Here is a 21967-nt window from a genome sequence, read left to right as displayed (position 1 = left end):
CTGTGGGAACCACCTTGCACGGGGGTACTGACAACGCCGGACGGACAGTCAGCCGATGTCAGTACCCCCGCCTACCGTCGGTCGCATGGAGGGGCGTGGCCGGAGCCGCCCACCCGCGCTGAAACGTCTGTCCGCGGTTCCAGGAGTTCTCCCGTGTGCACGTGGAGGACGCTACCGGCCCGCATCGCGTTCGCTCGTCCTGCGCTGCATGTCCATCAGCATGGCCAGAGTCTCGGGGTGGACCGTGCTCTCCCCCGCGTCCAGATCGTCGTCCAGGTCGTCATCGTCGTCGGCGTCCTGCGGGTTCTGCCGTGCCTGCGGGAGCAGTTCGTCGTAGCGGGGGTCCCCGGGCTCGAACTTGTGCCACCCGTCGTAGTGGTACCCCTCCGGGGTCCTGCCGCCGTACTTCTGCCAGATGGTGACGCCGTCGGCGTCGAGCATCGGGTGCCCGGTGACCTCGTAGCTCTCAGAATGCTCGCTCAAAGTACTCCTCCAGAATCTTCGCCGCCTGGCGGTCGCCGAATGTGAATTTCTTCAGCTTGTTCGCGGTCCAGTGGTTGAACGCCTCCGCGAAGAACTCGTGCGGCTGGCGGGTGTAGGCGTCCAGTTTCGGATTGCCGCCGATCCGGTCGAGGACCTGCTGCTGCACATGCTGCCACTCCGGCTGGCGGCTCTTGAAGCCGTAGGCCTCGTCGACCGCGTGCCCGAACTCGTGGACGGCAACGCTGCTGGGCGTCTTGACGTTCGAGTTGATGAGGAGCCTGCGCTCCAGGGGCAGGTACATGCCTTCGACGAGTTCTGCCGGTCTGCTGCCTCCCACTGGTTTGACGCCGGCGAGGTGGAAACCGCCCGGAAGCTCGGTGATGGGCCTGGGACCGATGCTGATCCCGCCGCCAGGGACGGCCTTCAGGTAGTCCCAGACCCTGTTGAACACCTTGGGTGGCACGCGTGCCAGCTCCGTGGTCACCTTCGCGACGCTCGGGTGGGCCTCGACGTACTCGCGCGGGGGCTGCCTGCCGGGCATCGGCAGCTCGACCGGTTTGGCGTGCTTGGGCACGTACGGGGCGCTCTCGGTGGAGCGCGCGCGGGGCCCGGCGGCGCTGCCGACGGCGCCGAGGACGAGGTCGAGGGGCATGACGGGACCGGTCTTGAACGCGGCGTCGTAGCCGTAGCTGAGGCCTGCGCCGGTGATCATGCGGCCGGGGACGGTGTCGGCGGCGTTGGCGACCTTGGCGAGGCCGGCGAGGGCGACGGAGGCGCTCTCGGCGCCTTCGGCGGCGGTGGTCACGACGCGGGCGCCGGCGCCGAGGCCGCCGCCGGCGCCGCCCATGATGCCGCCGGTCTGGGCGGAGTCGACGGCTTCGGTGAGGCTGTAGCCGCCGTCGCCGAAGAGCTCGACGCGGATGGGCTGGGCGACGGCGAGGTCGACGGTGATGGCCTCGACGGCGCCGAAGGCGGCGCCGACCAGGACGGTGGCGGCGATGGTGGCGATGGCCTCGGAGACGGCGACGCCGACCGATGCGGCGGTGGCGACGATGCCCGCGGCGGTGGCGGCGGCGATGTCCGCCGAGATGCTGAAGGTGACGATGGCCAGGGCCGTGCCGACGACGAGGGTGCCGCCGACGATCGCGGCCTCCTCCTCCAGCTTCTTGACGGCCTTGTCGACCTCGTGGGCGAAGTCGCGCAGCGCCTTGGCCAGGGCACGGCAGGCGTCGGCGGTCTCGGGTAACCAGCCCTTGCCCTTGCCGGCGCTGTCCTTGCCGCCGTAGTACCGGCTCCAGAACTTGCCGAAGGCGTCGATCGCGGGGCCGTGGTTGTTGGCGACGATGGCGGCGGCGGCCTGGTTGGTGGGGACGGTGACGTTGTCGATGGCGGTGGCCATCGCCTCCCACGCGTCGGCGACCGTGCGGAGCTTGTCGGGGTCGGCGTCGGGCCACCACATGCCGGTGACCTTCTGGACGGCCTTCGCTGCCGCGGACTCACCCATGCGTCACCCCCGACCGGTACGGGCCGCCGGTCATCAGGTTAGGTCCTTTCGGGCCTTCGCGTCCGCGTCGGTGTGGTTGTCGGCGTGGGCGACCAGCCCGTCGTGGATGCTGGTGAGCCCCTGGACCAGGATGTCCAGCCCGGAGAGCACCGTGTCGTGCGGGCCGTTGTAGGCCGCCGCGAACTCGTTGCCCTGCTTGTCGCTTCCCCACGGACTGCCCGCGTCGGCGAGGCTGTGCCTGAGCTTGTCGAGCGCCTCCTTGAGCGCCTTGCTCTGGTTCTCGAAGGTCGGTGCGGCGTCCTTCAGTTGCCCCGGCCGGATCTTGAACTCCGGGCCGCCGGCTTTCGCTGCGTCATCGCCCATGGTGTCGTCCCCCGTACTGTCCGTCCATCAGGAAGCGCGAAGAATAGGACGGCAGGATAGCTGACGGAGCTTCAGGCCGGTGATGTGGCATGGATCATGTGCGGCGGGCGCGGAGGCCGATGCCGGTGACCGCGGCGGAGGAGGCGAGCAGGACGGCGGCGGCCCAGAGGAGGTCGGTGCTGAGGTCGATCTCGTCGGGGCGCTTGGGGCGGGCGGTGCCGTCGGGGTCGATGCGGACGGTGACCTGGTCGCCGATCCGCAGGGCCTGGGTGCGCTGGTTGAGGCGGCCGCCGGGGACGGGGGCGCCGTCGGCGGTGACCAGGCCGTAGTCCCAGGAGGGGTCGCGGTTGCCGGGGGTGCGTTCCACGTCGACGACCCGGGCCGTCACGGTGGGGCCGGCGCTCAGCACCACGTCGTCGCGCACGTTGCCCGACGCTGCGGCCGCGACGAGCAGGGCGAGCGGGGCGATCAGGGCCGCGAGGCAGCCGAGCGTGCCGCCGGCCATGCGGCCGAGGCCGGCCGACAGGACGGCGGTGCTGAGCACCAGCAAGCCCAGACCGGCCGGCCAGCCGTAGGAGCCGTAGGCCGCGGAGAGGCCGACGATGGAGAGCGGTGCGGCGAGCGCGAGGGCGATGGTCAGCGGGATCGAGCCACGGCGGGGAGCGGTGACGGTCATCCGAAGGCCTTTCGGACCGGGTCCCACTGGTCGGGCGGGAGGTGGTCGAGGCTCTCGTCGCGGGGCGGGTGGAAGGCGATGCCGCGGAAGGCGGTGGCGAGCAGGGGGAGCCACTCGTCCCAGTGGTCGATGTCCTCGGTGGTGAAGACGGCGGCGACCACGTGGGGGCTCCACGGGTGGGGGATGAGGAGTTCCAGCTGGCGCACGGTGCTGACGGTGGACTCGGGCACGCCCCACACCGCGCCGGGGACCGGGACGGTGAGGTCGCGGGCGGCGAGGGTGGCGCGGCCGAGGGGGTGGTCGACCACGCCGACGTCGGCGTCGGGCCAGGCTGCGGCCAGTTCCTCGGCGGTGCGGTCGGGGTAGCTGCCGCGGGGGTCGAGTTCCTGGGGGCGGACGAAGACGGCGAGCATGCCGTGGATCGGCTCGCCGTCCTCGGCCCGGACCAGGCAGCTGGACAAGTGGACGGCGCCCTCGCGCAGTTGGGCCTGGAGAGCGGTCTCGGCGGCGATCACGGCGCTGAGCTTCTGCTCGGGGAGGGTGTCCGGGAAGAGCGCGTCCAGGCTCTCGGCGGCGCGGGCCATCCGGTTGCCGAGGTCCTCGTCCAGGTCGACGGCGGTGAAGCCCGCGGGCAGGGTCAGCCAGAGCGTGGGAATGGCGGTCTCAGTGGGCATAGCCGGTCGCCCATCCCGTCACGCCGAACAGGTTGCCGAGGGTGGACACGGTGCCGACGATGGCGTTGGCCTTGCCGCCGCCGAACGCGACGCCGCCGGAGCCGAGGAGGTTGTTGGCGCCGGTGGTGTAGTTGACCGCGCTGGTGAGGCCGTCGCTCGGGTTGTCCTGGGTGAGGGCGTACGCGGTCGGGGCGTTGAGCCCGGCGGTGGTGACGGCCTGGACGCCGTCGGAGACGTCCATCGCGGTGGCCTTGGAGAGCCCGAGCTTGATCGCGGGCTTCTCGATCGCGGTGGTGAAGAGCGGGTTGGCCGGGTCGACGGCGCGGGCGGCGCTGCGGACCTCGGTGGTGCCGGCGGCGAGGGCTCCGCGCACGCCGGAACCGGCGGCGCTGGCCTCCCGTGCGGCGGTGACGCCCTTGGCGGCGACGCCCACCCCGGGGATGGCGCCGAGGACGTCGCCGCCCAGGGTCAGCCAGTTGCCGATGTTCTTCTGCGGGGGCCACAGTTGGCCCTTGGCGGCGTACTGGGTGGCGTGCGCGCCGGCGGCCGCGGCGCTCAGCAGGATCGCGGGCAGGGCGAAGGCCGGGAAGAAGATCGCCGCGACGCCGCAGACGCCCGCGGCCACCGTCAGCAGGTCGGCGCCGTGGTTCTTCAGCCAGTTGCCGACCTTGCTGAGCCAGCCCGGCTCCGGCGGGGCCTTGCTGTCGGCGGCCTTGCGGATGGCGGTGGCGGTGGTGTGGGCGTCGGACTTGTGGCCCGCGGCGAGTTCGTGGGCCTGATTGCGCAGGCCGGTGAGGGTGGTGGTGGCGCTGTTGACGAGTTCGGCGGCCGCGTCGAGGTGGGTCTTGGCGGCGGTGTAGCGCTTTTCGGCGGCGGCGAGGGAGACGTCGTCGGGGAAGCTCTTGCCGGCCAGTTGGAGGTCGGGGGCGGCGGCCGCGGTGGCGTGGGCCTGTTCGGCCTGGTCCATCTTCTGCTTGGCGGCGAGCGCGGCGTGGGCCAACTCGACGGCCTTGGGCTGGTGTTCGTTGAGTGACTTGTACCAGGAGTCGAGTGCCTGGTAGGCGGCGGTGATCGAGTCGGCGGCGTCCTGGAGGTAGCCGGGGAGCTTGCCGAACTGGGCGGCGAAGGCCTTGGCGGCGTCGCCGGTCCACTGGCCCTGGTTGTCGGAGATCTGGGACAGCGTGGTGTGGACGCCGGTCAGGTGCTGGGAGACCCGGCGCAGGCTGCTGCTGAGGCCGGCCACGGCGGTGGGGTCGCCGGGGGCCGGGTTGAAGCCGAGGCCGGACCAGTCGGGCTCGGGCTTGGACTTGGGGTCGGTCATGACTGCCCCTGCGCGGGAGTGAGGGCCTTGGTGATGTTCTGCTCGGCGCCCGCGTAGGACTGCTGCACCTTCTCCAGGCCCTCGTCGAGCACCTTGACGCACTCGCGGACCTTCTTCAGGCCGTACTCCCACTTCTCCTGGAAGTGCTGGCCGGCCTCCTCCAGGAAGTCGAAGCCGAGCCCGTCGCGGCTCGCTCCCTTGAGCGCCTGCAGCCCCTGGTCGAGTTCGTCGCCGCAGCCCTTGAGGTCCTTGGCCAGTTTGGCGAGGAATTCGGGACTGACCGTGAAATCGGCCACTTTCTCCCCCGATGCGTCGGTTGTCGGACCGGGCGAGCATAACCCCGGTTCACAGCCGGACGATCCGGGAGGTCCGGGTGCCTTCGGGGAGGACAGGGTAGCGAACGGGCCGGAGCGGGTCGTCGGCGCGTCCGACGTCCCACTCCGGCCCGGGGCCTGGAGAACTGACGAGGCGTTAGTGACTGCCCTTGAGGTTGAGCACGACCACCCCGACGATGATCAGCGCGATCCCCAGGACCTGCAGCTTTCCCAGCGACTCGCCGAAGGCGACCACGCCGATCCCGGCGACGGCCGCCGTTCCGGCCCCCGACCAGACCGCGTACGCGACCGAGACCGGTATGTGCTTGAGCGCGCGGCCGAGCAGGAAGAAGGACAGCGCGTAGCCGATGCCCACCCCCAGGCTGGGCCAGAGACGGGTGAACCCCTCGGTGAGTTTGAGGCAGCTGGTGGCGCAGACCTCGCTCAGGATGGCGAGGGTGAGCAGAACGTAGGGCATGTCGCTGTCAAACGGCCGGGGCGGCGCAGAGCTTCCCCAGCAGCGCGAGGTCGGCCCGTTCCAGGCTGTCCAGCAGGGTGATCCGCTCGCCGTCGGGCATCGGGACGGCGGTGGACGGCACGGCGAGCACCGCGCACCCGGCCGCGGCGGCGGAGGCGACCCCGGTCGGGGTGTCCTCGACGGCGACGCAGACGGCCGGGTCCAGGCCGAGCCGCTCGGCGGCGGCCAGGTACGGGTCCGGCGCGGGCTTGGTGCGGGCGGTGTCCTCGGCGGCCAGGGTGACGGCGAACCAGTCGCGGCCGATCGAGGCGAGGACGAGGTCCACCACCTGGCGCGGGGAGGCGGAGACCAGCGCGGTGGGCACCCGGGCCTCGCGCAGGGCGGCCAGCAGGGCGAGCGCGCCGGGGCGGGGCACCGTCTCGGCGGCGACCTTGCCGGCGAAGGACTCGCCCAGCCGGGCGGCGAGTTCGGCCTCGGGGCGGGTGGTGCCGCTGACCCTGTGGAGGTGGGCGGCGGTGTGCTCGACGGCCTGGCCGAGCACCTCGGGGGCGTCCCGGTCGGTGAGCGGGTGGTCCAGCTCCTCGGCGAGTTCGGCGGCGGCCTGCCACCACAGTTGCTCGGTGTCGACCAGGGTGCCGTCCATGTCGAAGAGGACGGCGGAGGGGAGCAGGGGGGAGGGGAGTACGGCGGGTTCGGGCACGGCGGATTCAGGCATGGCGGATTCAGGCATGGCGGTACCTTCGGTGGTTCTTCGGTCGGTGCGGGGAAGAGGTTCTCAGGCGGCGCGGCGGTCCACCAACACCGGGCGCTCCGGCAGCGTGAGCGCGGCGCGGGAGCCGGCCGGCAGAGCGGCGGCGGCCTCGGTGGGCAGGTCGGCCTTGACCTCGGTGCCGTCGTCCAGGCGGACGGTGAGCCGGGTGACGGCGCCCAGGAAGGACGCGGTGACCACCAGCGCGGGGCCGGCCTCGTCCGGGCTGAGCAGGACGTTCTCCGGGCGGACCAGCACCTGCAGCTCGCCGTCGGCCGGAACCTCGCCGTCGACCGCGTGCCGGCGGCCGAGCACCTCGACGCCGTCCGAGCTACGGGTGCACGGGATGCGGCTCATGGTGCCGACGAACTCGGCGACGAACGCGGTGGCCGGCCGGCCGTACAGCTCGGACGGGGTGGCGCACTGCTCCAGCTTCCCGGCCCGCAGCACGGCGACCCGGTCGGCCATCGACAGCGCCTCCTCCTGGTCGTGGGTGACGAACAGGGTGGTGATGCCCAGCTCCTGCTGCAGTCGGCGGATCTCCTCGCGCAGCTGGAGGCGGACCTTGGCGTCCAGCGCGGACAGCGGCTCGTCCAGCAGCAGCACGCGCGGCTGCAGGGCGAGCGCGCGGGCGAGCGCGATGCGCTGCTGCTGGCCGCCGGACATCTGGTGCGGGTAGTGCTCGGCGCGGTGCGGCAGGCCGACCAGCTCGAGCAGCTCGTGGGCGCGCTTGCGGCGCTCGGCCTTGCCGGTGCCGCGCATCCGCAGCCCGAAGGCGACGTTGTCCAGCGCGGTCAGGTGCGGGAAGAGGCTGTACGACTGGAACACCATGCCCGCGTCGCGCTTGTGGGCGGGGATCGCGGTGATGTCCTGGCCGTCGACCAGCACCTCGCCGGAGTCGTGCTGCTCGAAGCCGGCCAGGATGCGCAGCGCGGTGGTCTTGCCGCAGCCGGACGGGCCGAGCAGGGCGAGCAGCTCACCGGGCTGGACGGTCAGGTCCAGGCCGTCGAGGGCGGTGGTGGCGCCGAACGCGCGGCGCAGCGAGCGGAACTCGACGGTGGCGCTGCCCGAGGTGCTTCCGGGGGCGAGCGGGGGGCCGTCGACGAGGGCGGTGGCCGTGGTCATGGCTGGTAACTCCTGGAAAGCGTTGGGTGGTTCAGGACCGGGTTCAGGGCCGGACGGCCTTGCGGCCGCGGCCGACGGCGGACATCAGCAGCAGGACGAGCCAGACGATCAGCAGGCTGAGCATCGAGACCGCGACGGACATCTGGCCGTCGCTCTTGCCGTTGGAGTTGATCCACACCGAGAAGGGGGAGAAGCCGAGGATGGAGGCGGTGGTGAACTCGCCGAGCACCAGGGCGACGGTGAGCACGGCGGCGTTCAGCAGCGAGCTGCGCAGGTTGGGCAGGACGACGGTGAACACCGCGCGCAGCCAGCCGGCCCCGCAGTTGCGGGCGGCCTCGACCAGGGTGACCACGTCCACGCCGCGCAGGCCGGCGTCGATCGCCCGGTAGGCGAACGGCAGCGCCATCAGCACGTACGCGATGACCAGGACGATCGGGAAGTTCGGGTCCTGGATGGCCACGATGGTCTGGAAGAAGGGGGTGTCCTGGAGGTGGTCCGGGCCCCAGCGCAGCACGCCGATGATGCCGGTGGTGAGCGCGACGACCGGGACGACCAGCGGCATCGAGCACATGATCTCGATCACCGGCCGCAGCTTCGGCGCGCCGAGCCGGGCGGCGAGCACCGCCGGGACGAGCAGGAGCAGCAGCACGACCACGGTGACGACGGCCAGTTCGAGGCTCAGCACCAGGCTGTCGGTGAAGCCGGGGGCGTTCAGCAGCTCGGTGTAGGCACGGAAGGTGGTGCCGCCCTTGTTGTCGTCGACGCTGAACCACAGCGAGGCGGCCAGCGGCACCGCGAAGTAGGTCCCGCAGATCAGCAGGACCAGGCCGCGGCCGAAACGGATGCGATCGATCAGGCGAGCCACTTGGCACTCCGGCGCTGAAGGGGCAGGTACAGGGCCATCACCAGGCAGGCGACCACGATCATGTCGAGGCCGAGGGCGAGGGCGAGGTTGCCCTGGCCGACCAGGACGTTGCCGGACAGCGCGTCGCCGATCTGCATCGAGATCAGCGGCACCGAACTGCCCACCATGGCCTCGGCGGTGGCGTACGCGGCGAAGGAGGCGCCGAACAGCAGCACGAAGCCGCCGAGCAGCGAGGGCAGCAGGACGGGCAGGGCCACGTGCCGCCAGTACTGCGGCGAGGTGGCGCCGTTGTTGGCGGCGGCCTCGCGCCACTGGGCCTTCAGGCCCTCCAGGGCCGGGGTGATGGTGATGACCATCAGCGGCACCAGGAAGTAGAGGTAGACCACCGACAGGCCGGAGAAGGTGTAGAGGTTCCAGCCGTGCTTGGTCAGGCCGAGCTTCTTGGTGACCTCGCCGGAGTTGCCGAGGGTGGCGACGAACATGAAGGCCAGCGGGACGCCGCCGAAGTTGGCGAGCACGCCGGAGGCGGACATCACGGCCTCGCGGAAGGCCCGGAACCGGGAGGTCGCCACGGCCTGGGCCAGCGGCAGGCCGACCACGGTGGCGATCAGCGCGGTCAGCAGGGAGAGCTTCACGCTGCCCCACAGGGCCGTCCAGTACGCGCCCTGGAGGGAGCCGGTGAGGTTGTCGGTGGTGAAGGTGCCGCCGCCGTCGGGGGCGTCCGAGGAGGTGGTGAAGGCGCCGATGGCGATCGCGACGGCGGGCAGGCCGAAGCCGATCACGAAGAAGAGCACCAGGGGGAGGGCGGCGAGCCAGGCGCGGCTGCCGCGGGCCCGGCGCCCGGCCGGGCGGGGGGCCTCGGTCCGCGCAGCCGTGACGGCCGGGGCGGTGGGGGAGAAGACGGGGCCGGGGGCGCCCCCGCCGCGCTGGGCGGCGGAGGCGGTGGCCGGCACCGGGGTGGGAGCCGTGGTCATCTCAGGTCAGCCCGCGATCGCCTTGGCCCAGTTCTCGGTCACGACCTTCTTGGCCGCCGTGGTCTGGTCGTCGGTCGGGAAGGTGGTGAAGGGCTTCTCGACGGCCGGCAGCTTGGCGGCGGTGGCCGCGTCCAGGGTGCCGGCGGTCTTCATGGCGTCGAACAGGGCCGGGGTGGCGTAGCCGCCCAGGAAGCCGTTCTGGCCCTCCGCGCTGTAGAGGTACTCCTCCCACAGGCGGGCGGCGGCCGGGTGCGGCGCGTCCTTGTTGATGGCCTGGTTGTAGAAGTTGGCGTAGATGCCGTCGGACGGGATGCTGACCTGCCAGTCGATGCCCTTGTCCTTGAACTTCTCGGCGTAGCCGGCGTTCAGGTAGGACCAGTCGATGGTGATCGGGGTCTCGCCCTTCTCGATGGTCGCCGGGGTGACCTCGACCGGGTTGAAGTTGCCGGCCTGCTTCAGCTTGCCGAAGAAGTCGATGCCGGGCTGGATGTTGTCCAGCGAACCGCCGTTGGCCAGGGAGGCGGCCATGACGGCGCTGTACGCGGCGTTCGCCTTGGTCGGGTTGCCGTTGAGCGCGACCATGCCCTTGTACTCGGGCTTCATCAGGTCGGCGAAGGTCTTCGGGCAGGCCGAGACCTTCTTGGTGTCGCAGGCGATCGAGATGTAGCCGCCGTAGTCGTTGTAGCGCAGACCATCGGCGTCCTTCATGGTGTCCGGGATCTTGGCGAAGTCGGCGACCTTGTACGGGGCGAACAGGCCCTGCTTGGCGCCGGAGGTGGCGAACGCGGCACCGAGGTCGACGACGTCGGGGGCGCGGTCCTGGCCCTTGCGGGAGGTGATCGCGTTGATCTCGTCCTGGCTGGAGCCGTCCGGGTTCTCGTCCTCGATGTCGATGCCGTACTTCGCCTTGAAGTCGTCCATCAGCTTGCCGTAGTTCGCCCAGTCGCGCGGCAGCGTGATGGCGTGCAGCTTGCCCTCCTTCTTGGCGGCGGCGACCAGCGCGTCCATGCCGCCGAAGTCGGCGACCGAGGTGGCGGTCTTGGCGCTCTTGCCGCCCGGGAGGTCGTTGCTGCCGGCCTTCGCGGCCGAGGAGCCGGCGGAACCGCAGGCGGTGAGGGAGAGCGCGGCGGCGGTCAGGACGGCCGCGAAGGCGGCGGAGCGGGCGCGGTGCACGGACACGGGTCAGTCTCCTGAGACGGGGGAACTGCAAGCGGGTGTCTTGAACGGGTCTTGAACGGGGGATCAGACGAGTGGCGGTCCGGAGCCGTCCGGGAGGAGTCCGGAATGAGTTCGGAACCGTCCGAGTTGACTAGCCAACTTCGCTGACGGGGGTAAGTAACCCGAAGTTCGGTGACGGGAAGGTGAACGGACGGCCCAGAGCCGGGGTCGGCTGCGGGAACGGTCGAATCCGGCCATCGGAGCGTGATCCGTTCGGTGCGATGCTCGAATCGCGCAGCGGGATAAGGTCGGGCTGTCCGCGCCGGTACGGCTGCGCAGGACTACGCCCCAGGAGGGATCGATGACGGACGTGGCGGTAGAGCCGGAGCGACCGGTCGAGCGTGCCGGCGCCCTGTACCGCAAGGTGGCCGCCGATCTGCGCGAGGCCATCACCACCGGCGCGTACGGCGAGGCGGGCCGACTGCCGGCCGAGGGCGCGCTGGCCGAGCAGTACGGGGTCTCCCGCGGCACCGTCCGCCAGGCGCTCGCCGTGCTGCGCTCGGACGGACTGGTCACCTCCCGCCGCGGCACCCGCCGGGTGGTGCTCGGCGGCGCCCGGGTGCAGAGCTTCTCCGAACTGCTCAGCTTCACCCACTGGGCGTACTCGATGGGCGAGGAGCCCGGCGGCATCCTGGACTCCCTGGTGCGCCGCCCGGCCGACGCCGCCGAGCGCGAGCAACTGCGCCTGGAGCCGGGCGCGGAGGTGTACGTGACGGTCCGCCTGCGGACCCTGTCCGGCACCCCGGTGATGGTCGAGCGCACCATCTACCCGCCGCGGGTCGGCGAGATCGTCGCCGAACTGCCGCCGGACGTGGTCTCCCACACCGAGGTGCTGCGCGAGCACGGCATCCTGTTCACCGACGCCGACCACACCATCGACATCGTCGCGGCCAACGCCGAGGACGCCCGGCTGCTCGGCTGTCGCCGCGGCGGCCCGCTGCTGCGCGAGCGGCGGCGGACGACCGATCCGACCGGCACGCCGGTGGAGTGGTCCCAGGACCGCTACCTGCCCGGGACGGTGGCCTTCAGCGTCCACAACTCGCTGGCCACGTCGGCGCTTTCGCGGCACGCCCGGGAGCTGGACTGAACTCCCGGGCGCTGTTCGGGTACTAACGCATCAGCGAGGCGAGCAGCGGGCGGTAGTGCTCGAAGTCCGGCGTCTGCGCGCCGGGCTCCTTCGCCTGCTCGTCCCAGCGGCGGACGGCCACCGCGTCGGCGGCGCCCGGGAGTTGGGCGAAGGCGGCGGCCTCGCGCTCGTCCATCGGGCCGCCCTGGACGGTGAGGGTGTACTCGGAGGCGGCGGAGAGTCCGGCGCGGTAGTCGGGCTCGACGGTGCACAGGTAGCGCTTGGCGGCGACGTGCAGCCGGACCGGCTCGGTGACCTCCGGGCCGAACCAGCGGGCCAGCCAGGCGGCGCCGGTGTCGCTGTGGCGGTTGTCCTGACCTTGCATCAGATCTCGCCCGTGCAGGGCGCCCTGGAAGTGGCCGACGTCGTGCAGCAGCGCGGCGGCGACGAGGTGGCCGGGGGCTCCGGCCGCCTCGGCAGCGGCGGCGGCCTGCAGCATGTGCTCGGCCATGGTGACCGCCTCGCCCAGGTACTCCCCGGCGCCCTCGCCCGCGAACAGCTCGGCGAGCTCGTCCAGGGCGGCCGTGCGGCGGTGCAGCACGGCGAGGGTGGAGGCGAGGGAGTCCAGGTCGGCGTAGCAGCCCTGGAGGTGGCGGTGGCCGTCCTGCTCGAAGGCGGTGCGGGCGTGCAGGAGGCGGGTGTTGTCGAAGATCAGACAGTCGCCGGGGTTCAGGCGGAAGGTGAGCTGGAGCTCGGGGCGCAGGGTGATCGCGGCGAAGCGGCGGTAGGCGGCGTAGAAGGCCTCGCGGTTGGTTCCCCGCAGGGTGGCGATCGAGCGGTTGTTGCACCTGACCTCGCGGATGCGGTCCAGCGGGTCCAGGCCGATCAGCGGACGGTCGGCGCGCAGTTCGGTGCGGCGGTCGCGGAAGACGAAGGGGACGGGGGTGCGAGTGAGGGTCTCGAAGTCTTCGGGGGACTCGTCGCGGAGGATTGCGGCGGCTTTGAAGCCGTCCACGAGGCCGGAGTCGCCGCCGGTCGCCGAGTTCTCCAGGCAGTGCAGCAACTGGAGGGTGGGCACCGGGTCCCGGTACGGGTTGTCGGTGTGCGGGGCGATGGCTCTGTCGGTGAACGCGAGGTTGTTCGGGTCGGGCTCGACCCGGACGTCGAACAGCTCGCCGTAGTTGGTGACCCGGACGTAGCCGAAGCTCTCGGCCACCCGCAGCACCTGGCGCTCCACGGCCGGCACCCCGCGCAGCACCGCGAAGCCGCTGCGGCGTACGGCGGCGAGGACGGCGGTCTGCTCGGACGGGTCGGTGAGGTAGGCCTCCCAGTCGGCCTCGGGGAGGCCGCGCGCGAAGTCGGCTGCTGTCCAGAGCCGCTTGCCCTGTTCGGTGCGTCCGTCGCCCTCGTCGGTGTCGAGCAGCCAGGCGAGCGGGTAGCGGGAGCGGTGCCCGTCCGACCAGAGCACCTCCAGGTTGCCGTCCAGCTCGCACTGCGCGGCGATGGTGAGGTCCGGCGGCAGGTCGCCGATCTGGAACCGCTTCTGCCCGTTGCGCGGGTCCCGGCACTCGGCGCACGGGCAGTTGTCGCGCAGCCAGTAGGGCGGCGGTTGCTCGGTCATGGGTCTCCTCCTCGGCGCGAGTTGTCTAGCCAACTTCAGCTCTGGGCGGAGCTTGCCGGTCCGTGGTGAGTTCCCGGTGCCGGGCAGGTGAATGCTGCGGGAACTGTGCCGGGAGCCGGTGGCCGAACACGTGGCCCCGTCCCACCCGGCGGGACGGGGCCACGCCGGCTATAGGGGGCTGCCGGGCGTGGTGCGGAGGTAGGCCTCGGCGGCGGCGCGGGTGTAGAAGCGTCTGATCCTGCCCGAGGTGCCTCGCACGCGGAGGTACCGGTGCTGGCTCGGGTCCCACAGGCCCCAGCTCTCGACGAGGAGGAAGTGCGGGCTGCGGGCGCTGATCAGGCGGATCTCGTACGGCTTGCGGGAGAGGGCGGTGGTCATCAGGCACCCTCCGGGGTCGGGGGCGGCTGCTCGTTGGCGCTCACCCAGCGCTCGGCCCGGTCGTACGAGTAGAAGCGGAGCGGTTCGGGGCGGGGCGGGAGCGCCTTCACCAGGTGGCCGGTTTCGTGGTCCCGGATGACCCAGACCGGGTATCCGGCGCCGCTGGGGGCCTCGGCGGGGACGATGCCGTAGCGGCCGCTCATCGGCGGGCCACCTGGAGGAAGCCGCCGGCCTTCTCGACCTGGGCGGCGAAGTCGTCGAACTCGCCGTCGAGGGGGGAGATGGCGGCCTTGGAGGGGATCAGGATCGATCCTGCGGTCTTGTCGCTGATGGACTGCAACGCGGCCAGGAGCAGGGGGCGCTGCTCCGGGGGCTTCTCGGTTTCGTCGTCCAGGATGGTGAGGGTGACGTCCCAGTTGTGGGCGAGCGCGTAGTCCTCGCAGGCGCGCATCTCCAACTCGGGGAAGGCGGGGCTGGGTTTGGCCAGGTAGATCACCACCTGGAAGCACTCGGTGGGGATCTGGGGCGAAGGGGGCGGTGGGGTGTGGTGCAGCTTCAAGGCCCGCTCCTCTCAGTAGTGATGTGACTACCCGGAGTCCCAACTCTGGTCTAGGATTTGGAGTACTTCAACCTTTCCCTCGGGAAGGAAGGGTCTCCAACGATCATGAATCGCAAGGAACTTGATCCAGATGCCTCGCCCGCTGCCAAGTTTGGTGCGGAAGTTCGCGCGTTGAGAGAGGCGAGGGGCTGGACGCAGGAACATCTCGCGGAGCTCACTGGCTACTCGGCCGTTCATGTGTCCGCCGTTGAAACTGGTCGCAAGCCTCCAACTCAGCGATTCGCAAGAAGACTTGATGTTGCGTTCGAGACACCCGAGCGTTTCGAACGAGAGTGGCGCAAGGCGGGGCAGAGAGTTCTGTTCGAGGGATTCGGTGAGTACCTGCGCTGTGAGGCGGACGCTGTGGCTCTGCGGTTGTTCGAGATCAACATCATTCCAAGCCTCTTCCAGACTCCTGCCTACGCGAGGGTGTACCAGGAGGCGCGAGTCCGCCGAGGGTGGGCAACTCAACAGCAGGCTGAAGAACGACTCTCGCTGCTGCTGCATCGACAACAACGCCTGAGCCAGCATCCGGCGCCTCGAGTTCACGCGGTGATAGACGAGGGTTGCCTGCGCCGAGCCATCGGTGGCCGGGATGTCATGGTGGAGCAGCTCGTTCATCTGGAGCAGCTGTCCGTCCAGCCCCAGATGGTTGTGCAGATCAGCCCCTTCTCAGTCGGTGAGGACAGGCCTTTCGGGCTTCCAATTACCTTGCTGAAGCTGCCCAACAGGACCATCGTGGGATATGCCGAGACACAGCGACGGGGCTTCCTTGAGCGGGAACCAGACATCTTGGCCGAGTGGGCTGGTGAGTACGATCAACTGCAAGTCGAGGCGTTGTCCCGCTCGGAGAGCCGAGAGTTCATCCGGCAAGTTCGGAGAGGTTATGAGGATGGATGACCTGACAGGCGCCGCATGGCGTACGAGTAGTTACAGCGTCCAGGAAGGGCAGTGCGTGGAGGTCGCGGACGGGTTCCTCGGCCGGGTGCCCGTAAGGGACAGCAAGGATCCCCACGGCCCTGCCCTGGTCTTCCCGGCCGATGCCTGGTCGGCCTTCGTCTCCGCCGTGCGCAGCGGGGAGTTCGGCACCGTCTGAGCCAAATGAGTGACGGGCCCGCCCCGGGGGTCCTTCGGGGCGGGCCCGTACGGCGTGCGGCCCTGCGACCGTTCGGGTGAGGGCGCAGGACGGTGGGTGTTTCGGGGCGAGGGGACCCGCCGGGGCTGCGGCACTGTCGGGGGGATTTCTCCCCCCGATTCGAGAGGCGGTTGCGCCATGGCCCATCCCGACACGACGTCATCGCCTCCCACGGGGCACACCGGGCTCAAGCGTGAGGTCGGCCTCGCCGGGCTGCTCTGGGCGTCGGTGGGTGCGATCATCGGGTCCGGCTGGCTGTTCGGGGCGCAGGTGGCGGCGGTGGCGGCCGGGCCGGCCGCCCTGCTGTCCTGGGGTATCGGTGCGGTGGCCATCATCCTGCTGGCGTTGATCCACGCCGAACTGGGCGGGCTGTTCCCGGTCGCGGGCGGTACGGCGCGCTACCCCCACTACGCCTTCGGCGGCTTCGCCGGGATGTCCTTCGGCTGGTTCACCTGGCTGCAGGCGGCGACCATCGCACCGATCGAGGTGCAGGCGATGATCAACTACGCCCGGCACTGGACCTGGGCGGACGGTTTCCTCAACCCGGACCTGACGCTGACCGGCTCCGGTTTCGTCGTGGCGGCCGTGCTGCTCGGTGTCTTCGTCGCGATCAACTTCCTCGGCGTCCGGCTGCTCGCCCACACCAACAGCGCGGCCACGGTGTGGAAGGTCGCCATCCCGATCCTGACCATCTTCGCCCTCGGGTTCACCGAGTTCCACGGCTCCAACTTCACTGCCCACGGCTTCGCGCCGGACGGCGCCAAGGGCGTGCTGGCGGCGATCAGCACCAGCGGCGTGATCTTCGCGCTGCTCGGCTTCGAGCAGGCCATCCAGTGGGCGGGGGAGAGCCGCAACCCCCGCAAGGACATCCCCCGGGCGGTGCTCGGCTCGGTGCTGGTCGGCACGATCATCTACCTGATGCTCCAGGTGGTGTTCATCGGCGCCCTGCCGCCGGAGACCTTCGCGGGGGGCTGGAGCAAGCTCACCTACCCCGGCGTCAGTGGCCCGTTCGCGGGCCTGGCGACCCTGATCGGCCTGGGCTGGCTGGCCACCGTCCTGTTCATCGACGCCGTGGTCTCGCCGGCCGGCACCGGGCTGGTCTACATCACCTCCAGCTCGCGGGTCACCTACGGCCTCAGCCGCAACGGCTACGCGCCGCCCGCCCTGCAGTACACCGACCGCAACTCGGTGCCCTGGCTCGGCCTGCTCATCGCCTGGGTCGCCGGGGTGATCTGCTTCCTGCCGTTCCCGAGCTGGCAGCGGCTGGTCGGCTTCATCACCTCGGCCGTGGTGCTGATGTACGCGGGGGCGCCGCTGGCCTTCGGGGTGCTGCGCAAGCGGCTGCCGGGGATGGAGCGCTCGTACCACCTGCCCGGCGGCACGATCATCTCGCCCATCGCCTTCGTGGTGGCGAGCCTGGTCATCTACTGGGCCGGCTGGGACACCCTGTGGCGCCTCGGCCTGGCGATCGTGATCGGGTACCTGCTCCTCGGCGGGTACTCCGCGTACGCCGCCTCGAAGGGGGTGCCGAACGCGCCGCGGATGGACTTCAAGGCGGGGCAGTGGCTGCCGGTCTACCTGGTCGGGATGGGGGTCATCTCCTGGCAGGGCACCTTCGGCGTGGGCGCGCGGGGGAACCTGCCGCTGTGGTGGGACATCCTGGTCGTGGTGGTGTTCTCGCTGATCGTCTACTACTGGGCGCTGGCTGTCGCGCTGTCGGCGGAGGAGATCGAGCGGAACATCCGCGGCGTCGAGGTGGTGGACGCGGGCGGGCACTGAGTCCAGTAGGGAGAACGGCCCCCGAACAATCGTTTCGGGGGCCGTTCGGCGTTTCCTAGACGGTCGCGTTCCAGGCCGCCTCGGCGGCCGTCAGCGCCGCCTCGGCGTCGGCCTTGGTCGCGCCGGCGAGCGCGGTCAGGCAGGCGCGGACGGTGTCCAGCGAGGCCGCCTGGCCGTAGTGGTTCACCCGGAGCATGGAGGCCGCCAGTGCCCCGCCGCCGGGCTGGACGGGCAGCGCCGGGTCGAGGGTGGCGGCGAGTTCGGCGGCGTGCAGGCCGGCCGGGGTGCGCAGGGTGGTGGCGACCGGGGCCGCGTGGGCGTCCTGGTGGACGTACGGGCTGAGCGTACTGAGTGCCCGCACGCCGGCCCGGGTGGCGGCGGAGGCGGCGCGGTGGCGGGCGATCACGGCGGGCAGGCCGTCGGCGGTGATCCGGTCCAGGCAGGCGCCGAGCGCCAGCATCTCCAACTGGGCCGGGGCGTGCGGGAGTACGGTGCGACCGGCGTCGGTCCAGCGCTCCTTCCAGTCGAGCAGGGAGAGGTAGGAGCGGCGCGGGGCGGCCGGGTTGGCGGCGATCCGCTCCCAGGCGCGCTCGGAGACGGAGACGGCGGAGACCCCGGCCGGGCCGCCCATCGCCTTCTGGCCGCCGATCACGCAAAGGTCGATGCCCCACTCGTCGGTGAGCAGCGGCTCGGCGGCGACCGAGGCGACCGCGTCGACCATCAGCAGGGCGCCGTGCTCGCGGACCACGGCGGCGATCTCGGCGACCGGGTTGGTGTTGCCGGTGGCGGCCTCGGCGTGCACCAGGGAGACGAAGTCGATCTGCGGGTGGCTTTCGAGCGCCTCGGCGACCTGTCCGGCGCTCACCGCGCTGTCGAAGGGCACGGCGAGGTCGACGACGGTCGCCCCGCAGGAGCGCAGCCAGTTGCCGAAGGTCTGCCCGTACGGGCCGGTGACGATGTTGAGCGCGGTGGAGCCGGGGTGGGCGGCGCCGCGGATCGCGGCCTCCAGCGGGAGCAGGGCCTCACCCTGCGTGACGATGACATCGGCTTCGGTGTGCAGCAGCGCGGCCACCTGGTCCTCGATCGCGGCGAACCCGGCGGCGCTGAGCGGGGGGAGGTCGAGGAACGGACTCATGCGCCCGCCTCGCTTCGCTCGGCAGGGGCATTCGCCCACGCACGCCTCTTGATGGCTCGCTCGCTGCGCTCGCTCATGCGCCCGCCTCGCTTCGCTCGGCAGGGGCATTCGCCCACGCACGCCTCTTGATGGTTCGCTCGCTGCGCTCGCTCACGCGCCCGCCTCGCTTCGCTCGGCAGGGGCATTCGCCCACGCACGCCTCTTGATGGTTCGCTCGCTGCGCTCGCTCACGGTCGGAAAGCCTTTCGCGGGGCGGATGGTGGGTGCGGCAACGAGTCTGCCGCATTCTCACTGCTTACACGGAACCCGCCCGTCGGTAGAGTGCGGCCATGAGTGATGGCGCGGTGCTGCACGTCCGGGGTCGGGTGCTGGTCGGTCCGGAGGAGGTCCGGGACGAACTCTGGGTGGTGGACGGCCGGGTGAGCTTCACCCGCCCGCCGACCGCCGGGGACGTCCGGACGGTGACCGGCTGGGTGCTGCCCGGCCTGGTGGACGCGCACTGCCACGTCGGCCTGGACGCGCACGGCGCGGTGGACGCCGAGACCAGCGAGAAGCAGGCGCTCACCGACCGTGACGCCGGCACCCTGCTGATCCGCGACGCCGGTTCGGCTGCCGACACCCGCTGGATCGACGAGCGCGAGGACCTGCCCCGGATCATCCGGGCCGGGCGGCACATCGCCCGCACCCGCCGCTACATCCGCAACTACGCCCACGAGATCGAGCCCGGCGACCTCGCCGCGTACGTGCGGGCCGAGGCCCGGCGCGGCGACGGCTGGGTGAAGCTGGTCGGCGACTGGATCGACCGCGAGCGCGGCGACCTCGCCGCCTGCTGGCCCGGCGACGCGCTGGCCGAGGCGATCGCGGCGGCCCACGAGGAGGGCGCCCGGGTCACCGCGCACTGCTTCTCGGCCGAGTCGCTGCCGGACCTGCTGGCGGCCGGGATCGACTGCGTCGAGCACGCCACCGGGCTGACCGAGGAGCTGATCCCGGCCTTCGCCGAGCGCGGCGTGGCCATCGTCCCGACGCTGGTCAACATCGCCACCTTCCCGGAGCTGGCGGCCGGCGGGGAGACCAAGTTCCCGGCCTGGTCGGCGCACATGCGGCGGCTGCACGAGCGCCGCTACGACACCGTCGGCGCCGCGCACGACGCGGGGATCCCGGTGTTCGTCGGCACGGACGCGGGCGGCTCGCTGGCGCACGGGCTGGTCGCGGACGAGGTGGCGGAGCTGGTGAAGGCGGGGCTGAGCCCGGCGGAGGCGCTGTCGGCGGCGAGTTGGGGCGCGCGGGCGTGGCTCGGGCGGCCGGGGCTGGAGGAGGGTGCGCCGGCCGACTTCGTGGTGTACCGGGAGGATCCGCGGGCGGACGTCCGGGTGCTCGCGGACCCGCTGCTGGTGGTGCTGCGGGGGCGGCCGGTGGGGTGAGCGGTCGGGTGCCCTGTGAGCGGTCGTTCGCGGTGGTCGTTCGCGGTGGTCGTTCGCGTGATCGTTTAGGTGATCGTGCGAGGTGACGCCCTGTCGGTATCGGCCGATAGGGTGACGCCCATGGCACCGCGTCCACTGAACGAGATCGTCGAGCCCGGCTGGGCCACCGCCCTGGAACCCGTCGCCGGACGGGTCGCCGCCATGGGCGACTTCCTGCGCGCCGAACTGGCCGCCGGCCGCACCTACCTGCCCTCCGGCCCGAACGTGCTGCGGGCCTTCCAGCAGCCCCTCGCCGACGTGCGGGTGCTGATCGTCGGGCAGGACCCGTACCCCACGCCCGGTCACGCCGTCGGGCTCAGTTTCTCGGTGGGGCCGGAGGTGCGGCCGATCCCGGCGAGCCTGATCAACATCTTCCAGGAGTACGGCACCGACCTCGGCCTGCCGCAGCCGTCCAACGGGGACCTCACCCCGTGGACGAACCAGGGCGTGCTGCTGCTCAACCGGGCGCTGACCACCGCCCCGCGCAAGCCCGCCGCGCACCGGGGCAAGGGCTGGGAGGAGGTCACCGAGCAGGCGATCCGGGCACTGGTGGCGCGCGGCGGCCCGTTGGTGGCGATCCTGTGGGGCCGCGACGCCCGTAACCTGCGGCCGCTGCTCGGGGACGTCCCGGCGATCGAGTCGGCGCACCCGAGCCCGTACTCGGCCAGTAGCGGCTTCTTCGGCTCGCGGCCGTTCAGCCGGGCGAACGAGCTGCTGGTGCGCCAGGGCGCGCAGCCGGTGGACTGGCGGCTGCCGTAGCGGAGTTGACGCGTCCGGGCGGCGCCGGGCGGCCCGTAGCAGATCGGGATCGGTGCGGAACGCCAATCTCACTCCTACGGGTGAAATGACGTTCCGTGTTGCTCATGTGACGGATCGTTCGAGAAGACTGGCGGCTCATCGTTTCATCTGTGTGGGGGTCCCGCCATGTCCTCTCGGCCGTCTCGCCGAACCGTTTCCGCATCCGCCGCCGTGGTGGTGAGCACACTGCTCACCGCCGGGCCCGTCCAGGCGGCTCCGGCCCCCGCTGCCGCGCCCTCACCCGGCAAGGCGCGCGCCGTCACCGCCGAACTCGCCCTGGACGTCAAGCTGTTGAACAACGCCGTGGACGTCCCGGTGGACCTCGCGCTCAACAAGGTGGAGACACCCGCGCAGCGATGGGGGTCCCCCCAGCCGGAGGCTGGGGGAGGCTCCGTCCTCACCGCCAAGGTGGACGGCGTCGACCAGCGCGGCCCGGTCGAGCTGGTCAAGGCCGACATCGGCAAGTCCGTCACCCGCGCCGACGCCAAGGGCACCGCCGCCTCCGTCAAGCTGGTCAACGCCGACGTGCACGCCCCCGGTCTGCCCGCCACCGCGCTGCTCGGCCTGGAGGCGATGAGCGCCGAGGTCACCTGTCCGGTCGACGGGCAGCCGACCGCGGACGTGGTCGCACCGGCCAAGCTGACCGTGCTGGGCAAGCCCGTCACGGTCGGCCTGTACGGCCCGACCAAGGTGGACGTGCCGCTGGTCGGCAGTGTGTCGGTGGAGTTCTCCAAGAAGACCACCACCACGACCACCGCCGCCGCCTCGGCGCTGGAGGTGCAGGTGGAGGTGAACCCGCTGAACCTGAACGTCGCCAAGGTCACCGGTACGGTCACCGTCGCCTCGGTGAGCTGCGAGAAGCCCGTCGCCCCCGCTCCCACGGACACCCCGAGCACGGCGCCCACCGCCCAGCCGGTCGTCGACGCCACCACCTCGCGGGCCGCGGTGCCCCAGGCGGCGGTGGACAGGACCGACAAGCCCGAGAAGCTCGCCAGCACCGGCGGCAGCAGCGCCACCGGCCCGCTGGCCGCCGGCGCGGCCGCACTGGTCGCGGGCGGCGCGGCCGCCCTGTGGGCCACCCGGCGCCGCCGGGCCGCGCACGCCCGCCGGCACTGAGGCCGCGCACGCCTGCCGGCACTGAGGCCGGGTACGCCCTCCCAGGCGTTGAGGCCGCGGACGCCCGCCGGCGCTGAGCGCGCCCGGCCACCGGAAGCGGTGCGGGGTGCCGCGCCCGGCACTCCCGCACCGTAACCG

25 protein-coding genes are annotated in these 21967 nt (G+C 71.6%); 7 read left to right on the top strand and 18 right to left on the bottom strand.

Features of this window, described 5'->3' with window-relative positions; all coding sequences use genetic code 11:
* Positions 1-171: 171 nt before the first annotated feature.
* The 13 genes from ACWCYO_RS27995 to ACWCYO_RS27935 all read right to left on the bottom strand — a co-directional run bounded on the left by ACWCYO_RS27995 (position 172) and on the right by ACWCYO_RS27935 (position 10704).
* Positions 172-483, bottom strand: a complete 312-nt coding sequence (locus ACWCYO_RS27995; RefSeq protein WP_449785734.1) for a hypothetical protein — start codon at positions 481-483, stop codon at positions 172-174.
* Positions 467-1987 carry a WXG100-like domain-containing protein gene (locus tag ACWCYO_RS27990; protein ID WP_449785733.1) on the bottom strand — a complete coding sequence of 507 codons (1521 nt, stop codon included), beginning with the start codon at positions 1985-1987 and terminating at the stop codon, positions 467-469. The genes ACWCYO_RS27995 and ACWCYO_RS27990 overlap by 17 nt, the downstream gene beginning before the upstream one ends.
* 33 nt (positions 1988-2020) lie before the next feature.
* The gene (locus tag ACWCYO_RS27985; protein ID WP_449785732.1) at positions 2021-2350 is read right to left on the bottom strand and encodes a WXG100 family type VII secretion target; all 330 of its coding nucleotides are present in this window, start codon (positions 2348-2350) and stop codon (positions 2021-2023) included.
* 94 nt (positions 2351-2444) lie between these two features.
* Positions 2445-3026, bottom strand: a complete 582-nt coding sequence (locus tag ACWCYO_RS27980; protein WP_449785731.1) for a hypothetical protein — start codon at positions 3024-3026, stop codon at positions 2445-2447.
* Positions 3023-3700: a hypothetical protein gene (locus tag ACWCYO_RS27975; RefSeq protein WP_449785730.1), complete on the bottom strand. Its 678-nt coding sequence runs from the start codon at positions 3698-3700 to the stop codon at positions 3023-3025. Before ACWCYO_RS27975 ends, ACWCYO_RS27980 begins: the two co-directional genes overlap by 4 nt.
* Positions 3690-5021, bottom strand: coding sequence for a putative T7SS-secreted protein (locus tag ACWCYO_RS27970; protein WP_449785729.1), 1332 nt, complete (start codon positions 5019-5021; stop codon positions 3690-3692). The genes ACWCYO_RS27975 and ACWCYO_RS27970 overlap by 11 nt, the downstream gene beginning before the upstream one ends.
* Entirely contained in the window at positions 5018-5317 is a 300-nt protein-coding gene (locus tag ACWCYO_RS27965) for a hypothetical protein (protein ID WP_449785728.1), read from the bottom strand. Before ACWCYO_RS27965 ends, ACWCYO_RS27970 begins: the two co-directional genes overlap by 4 nt.
* Before the next feature lie 175 nt (positions 5318-5492).
* A complete protein-coding gene (locus tag ACWCYO_RS27960) occupies positions 5493-5813 on the bottom strand; it encodes a DMT family transporter (protein ID WP_270143214.1) in 321 nt (106 codons plus the stop codon).
* A 7-nt stretch (positions 5814-5820) separates the two neighbouring features.
* Complete coding sequence (locus ACWCYO_RS27955) at positions 5821-6543, bottom strand: HAD family hydrolase (protein WP_449785727.1); 723 nt, start codon at positions 6541-6543, stop codon at positions 5821-5823.
* 45 nt (positions 6544-6588) lie between these two features.
* A complete protein-coding gene (locus tag ACWCYO_RS27950; RefSeq protein ID WP_449785726.1) occupies positions 6589-7686 on the bottom strand; it encodes an ABC transporter ATP-binding protein in 1098 nt (365 codons plus the stop codon).
* Positions 7687-7729: 43 nt separating this feature from the next.
* Complete coding sequence (locus ACWCYO_RS27945) at positions 7730-8551, bottom strand: ABC transporter permease (protein WP_449785725.1); 822 nt, start codon at positions 8549-8551, stop codon at positions 7730-7732.
* On the bottom strand, positions 8539-9525 hold the full coding sequence (locus ACWCYO_RS27940; protein ID WP_449785724.1) for an ABC transporter permease: 987 nt from the start codon (positions 9523-9525) through the stop codon (positions 8539-8541). The genes ACWCYO_RS27945 and ACWCYO_RS27940 overlap by 13 nt, the downstream gene beginning before the upstream one ends.
* 6 nt (positions 9526-9531) lie before the next feature.
* Entirely contained in the window at positions 9532-10704 is a 1173-nt protein-coding gene (locus ACWCYO_RS27935) for an ABC transporter substrate-binding protein (protein WP_449785723.1), read from the bottom strand.
* Between the two features lie 340 nt (positions 10705-11044).
* Between ACWCYO_RS27935 and ACWCYO_RS27930 the strand changes: the two genes are divergently transcribed.
* Positions 11045-11830, top strand: a complete 786-nt coding sequence (locus tag ACWCYO_RS27930; RefSeq protein WP_270143203.1) for a GntR family transcriptional regulator — start codon at positions 11045-11047, stop codon at positions 11828-11830.
* 22 nt (positions 11831-11852) lie between these two features.
* On the opposite strand, the gene tmpA is transcribed toward ACWCYO_RS27930, so the two are convergent.
* From tmpA to ACWCYO_RS27910, 4 genes are all read right to left on the bottom strand, one after another.
* Positions 11853-13430 (bottom strand): 2-trimethylaminoethylphosphonate dioxygenase, encoded by a 1578-nt coding sequence (gene tmpA, locus ACWCYO_RS27925; protein ID WP_270143201.1) that lies wholly within the window; start codon positions 13428-13430, stop codon positions 11853-11855.
* A 168-nt stretch (positions 13431-13598) separates the two neighbouring features.
* On the bottom strand, positions 13599-13808 hold the full coding sequence (locus tag ACWCYO_RS27920) for a hypothetical protein (RefSeq protein WP_270143199.1): 210 nt from the start codon (positions 13806-13808) through the stop codon (positions 13599-13601).
* Complete coding sequence (locus tag ACWCYO_RS27915; RefSeq protein WP_270143198.1) at positions 13808-14011, bottom strand: hypothetical protein; 204 nt, start codon at positions 14009-14011, stop codon at positions 13808-13810. The genes ACWCYO_RS27920 and ACWCYO_RS27915 overlap by 1 nt, the downstream gene beginning before the upstream one ends.
* Positions 14008-14367, bottom strand: a complete 360-nt coding sequence (locus ACWCYO_RS27910; RefSeq protein WP_270143196.1) for a hypothetical protein — start codon at positions 14365-14367, stop codon at positions 14008-14010. The genes ACWCYO_RS27915 and ACWCYO_RS27910 overlap by 4 nt, the downstream gene beginning before the upstream one ends.
* Before the next feature lie 105 nt (positions 14368-14472).
* On the opposite strand from ACWCYO_RS27910, the gene ACWCYO_RS27905 reads away from it, so the two are divergent.
* The 3 genes from ACWCYO_RS27905 to ACWCYO_RS27895 all read left to right on the top strand — a co-directional run bounded on the left by ACWCYO_RS27905 (position 14473) and on the right by ACWCYO_RS27895 (position 17320).
* On the top strand, positions 14473-15306 hold the full coding sequence (locus ACWCYO_RS27905; protein WP_449785722.1) for a helix-turn-helix domain-containing protein: 834 nt from the start codon (positions 14473-14475) through the stop codon (positions 15304-15306).
* Positions 15293-15502: a DUF397 domain-containing protein gene (locus ACWCYO_RS27900; protein WP_449785721.1), complete on the top strand. Its 210-nt coding sequence runs from the start codon at positions 15293-15295 to the stop codon at positions 15500-15502. Before ACWCYO_RS27905 ends, ACWCYO_RS27900 begins: the two co-directional genes overlap by 14 nt.
* A 177-nt stretch (positions 15503-15679) precedes the next feature.
* A complete protein-coding gene (locus tag ACWCYO_RS27895; protein WP_270143193.1) occupies positions 15680-17320 on the top strand; it encodes an APC family permease in 1641 nt (546 codons plus the stop codon).
* A 55-nt stretch (positions 17321-17375) separates the two neighbouring features.
* On the opposite strand, the gene ACWCYO_RS27890 is transcribed toward ACWCYO_RS27895, so the two are convergent.
* On the bottom strand, positions 17376-18455 hold the full coding sequence (locus ACWCYO_RS27890) for a pyridoxal-phosphate-dependent aminotransferase family protein (RefSeq protein WP_270143191.1): 1080 nt from the start codon (positions 18453-18455) through the stop codon (positions 17376-17378).
* Positions 18456-18784: 329 nt separating this feature from the next.
* Here ACWCYO_RS27890 and ACWCYO_RS27885 point away from each other — a divergent pair, with 329 nt between their 5' ends.
* From ACWCYO_RS27885 to ACWCYO_RS27875, 3 genes are all read left to right on the top strand, one after another.
* The gene (locus tag ACWCYO_RS27885; RefSeq protein ID WP_270143189.1) at positions 18785-19876 is read left to right on the top strand and encodes an amidohydrolase family protein; all 1092 of its coding nucleotides are present in this window, start codon (positions 18785-18787) and stop codon (positions 19874-19876) included.
* A gap of 120 nt (positions 19877-19996) precedes the next feature.
* Positions 19997-20674 carry a uracil-DNA glycosylase gene (locus ACWCYO_RS27880; RefSeq protein WP_270143187.1) on the top strand — a complete coding sequence of 226 codons (678 nt, stop codon included), beginning with the start codon at positions 19997-19999 and terminating at the stop codon, positions 20672-20674.
* Between the two features lie 210 nt (positions 20675-20884).
* On the top strand, positions 20885-21829 hold the full coding sequence (locus ACWCYO_RS27875) for an SCO1860 family LAETG-anchored protein (RefSeq protein WP_270143185.1): 945 nt from the start codon (positions 20885-20887) through the stop codon (positions 21827-21829).
* The last annotated feature ends 138 nt before the right edge of the window (positions 21830-21967 follow it).

It is taken from the genome of Kitasatospora sp. NPDC001683, assembly GCF_053596495.1.
This window is presented reverse-complemented; position numbering and strand designations above follow the sequence as displayed.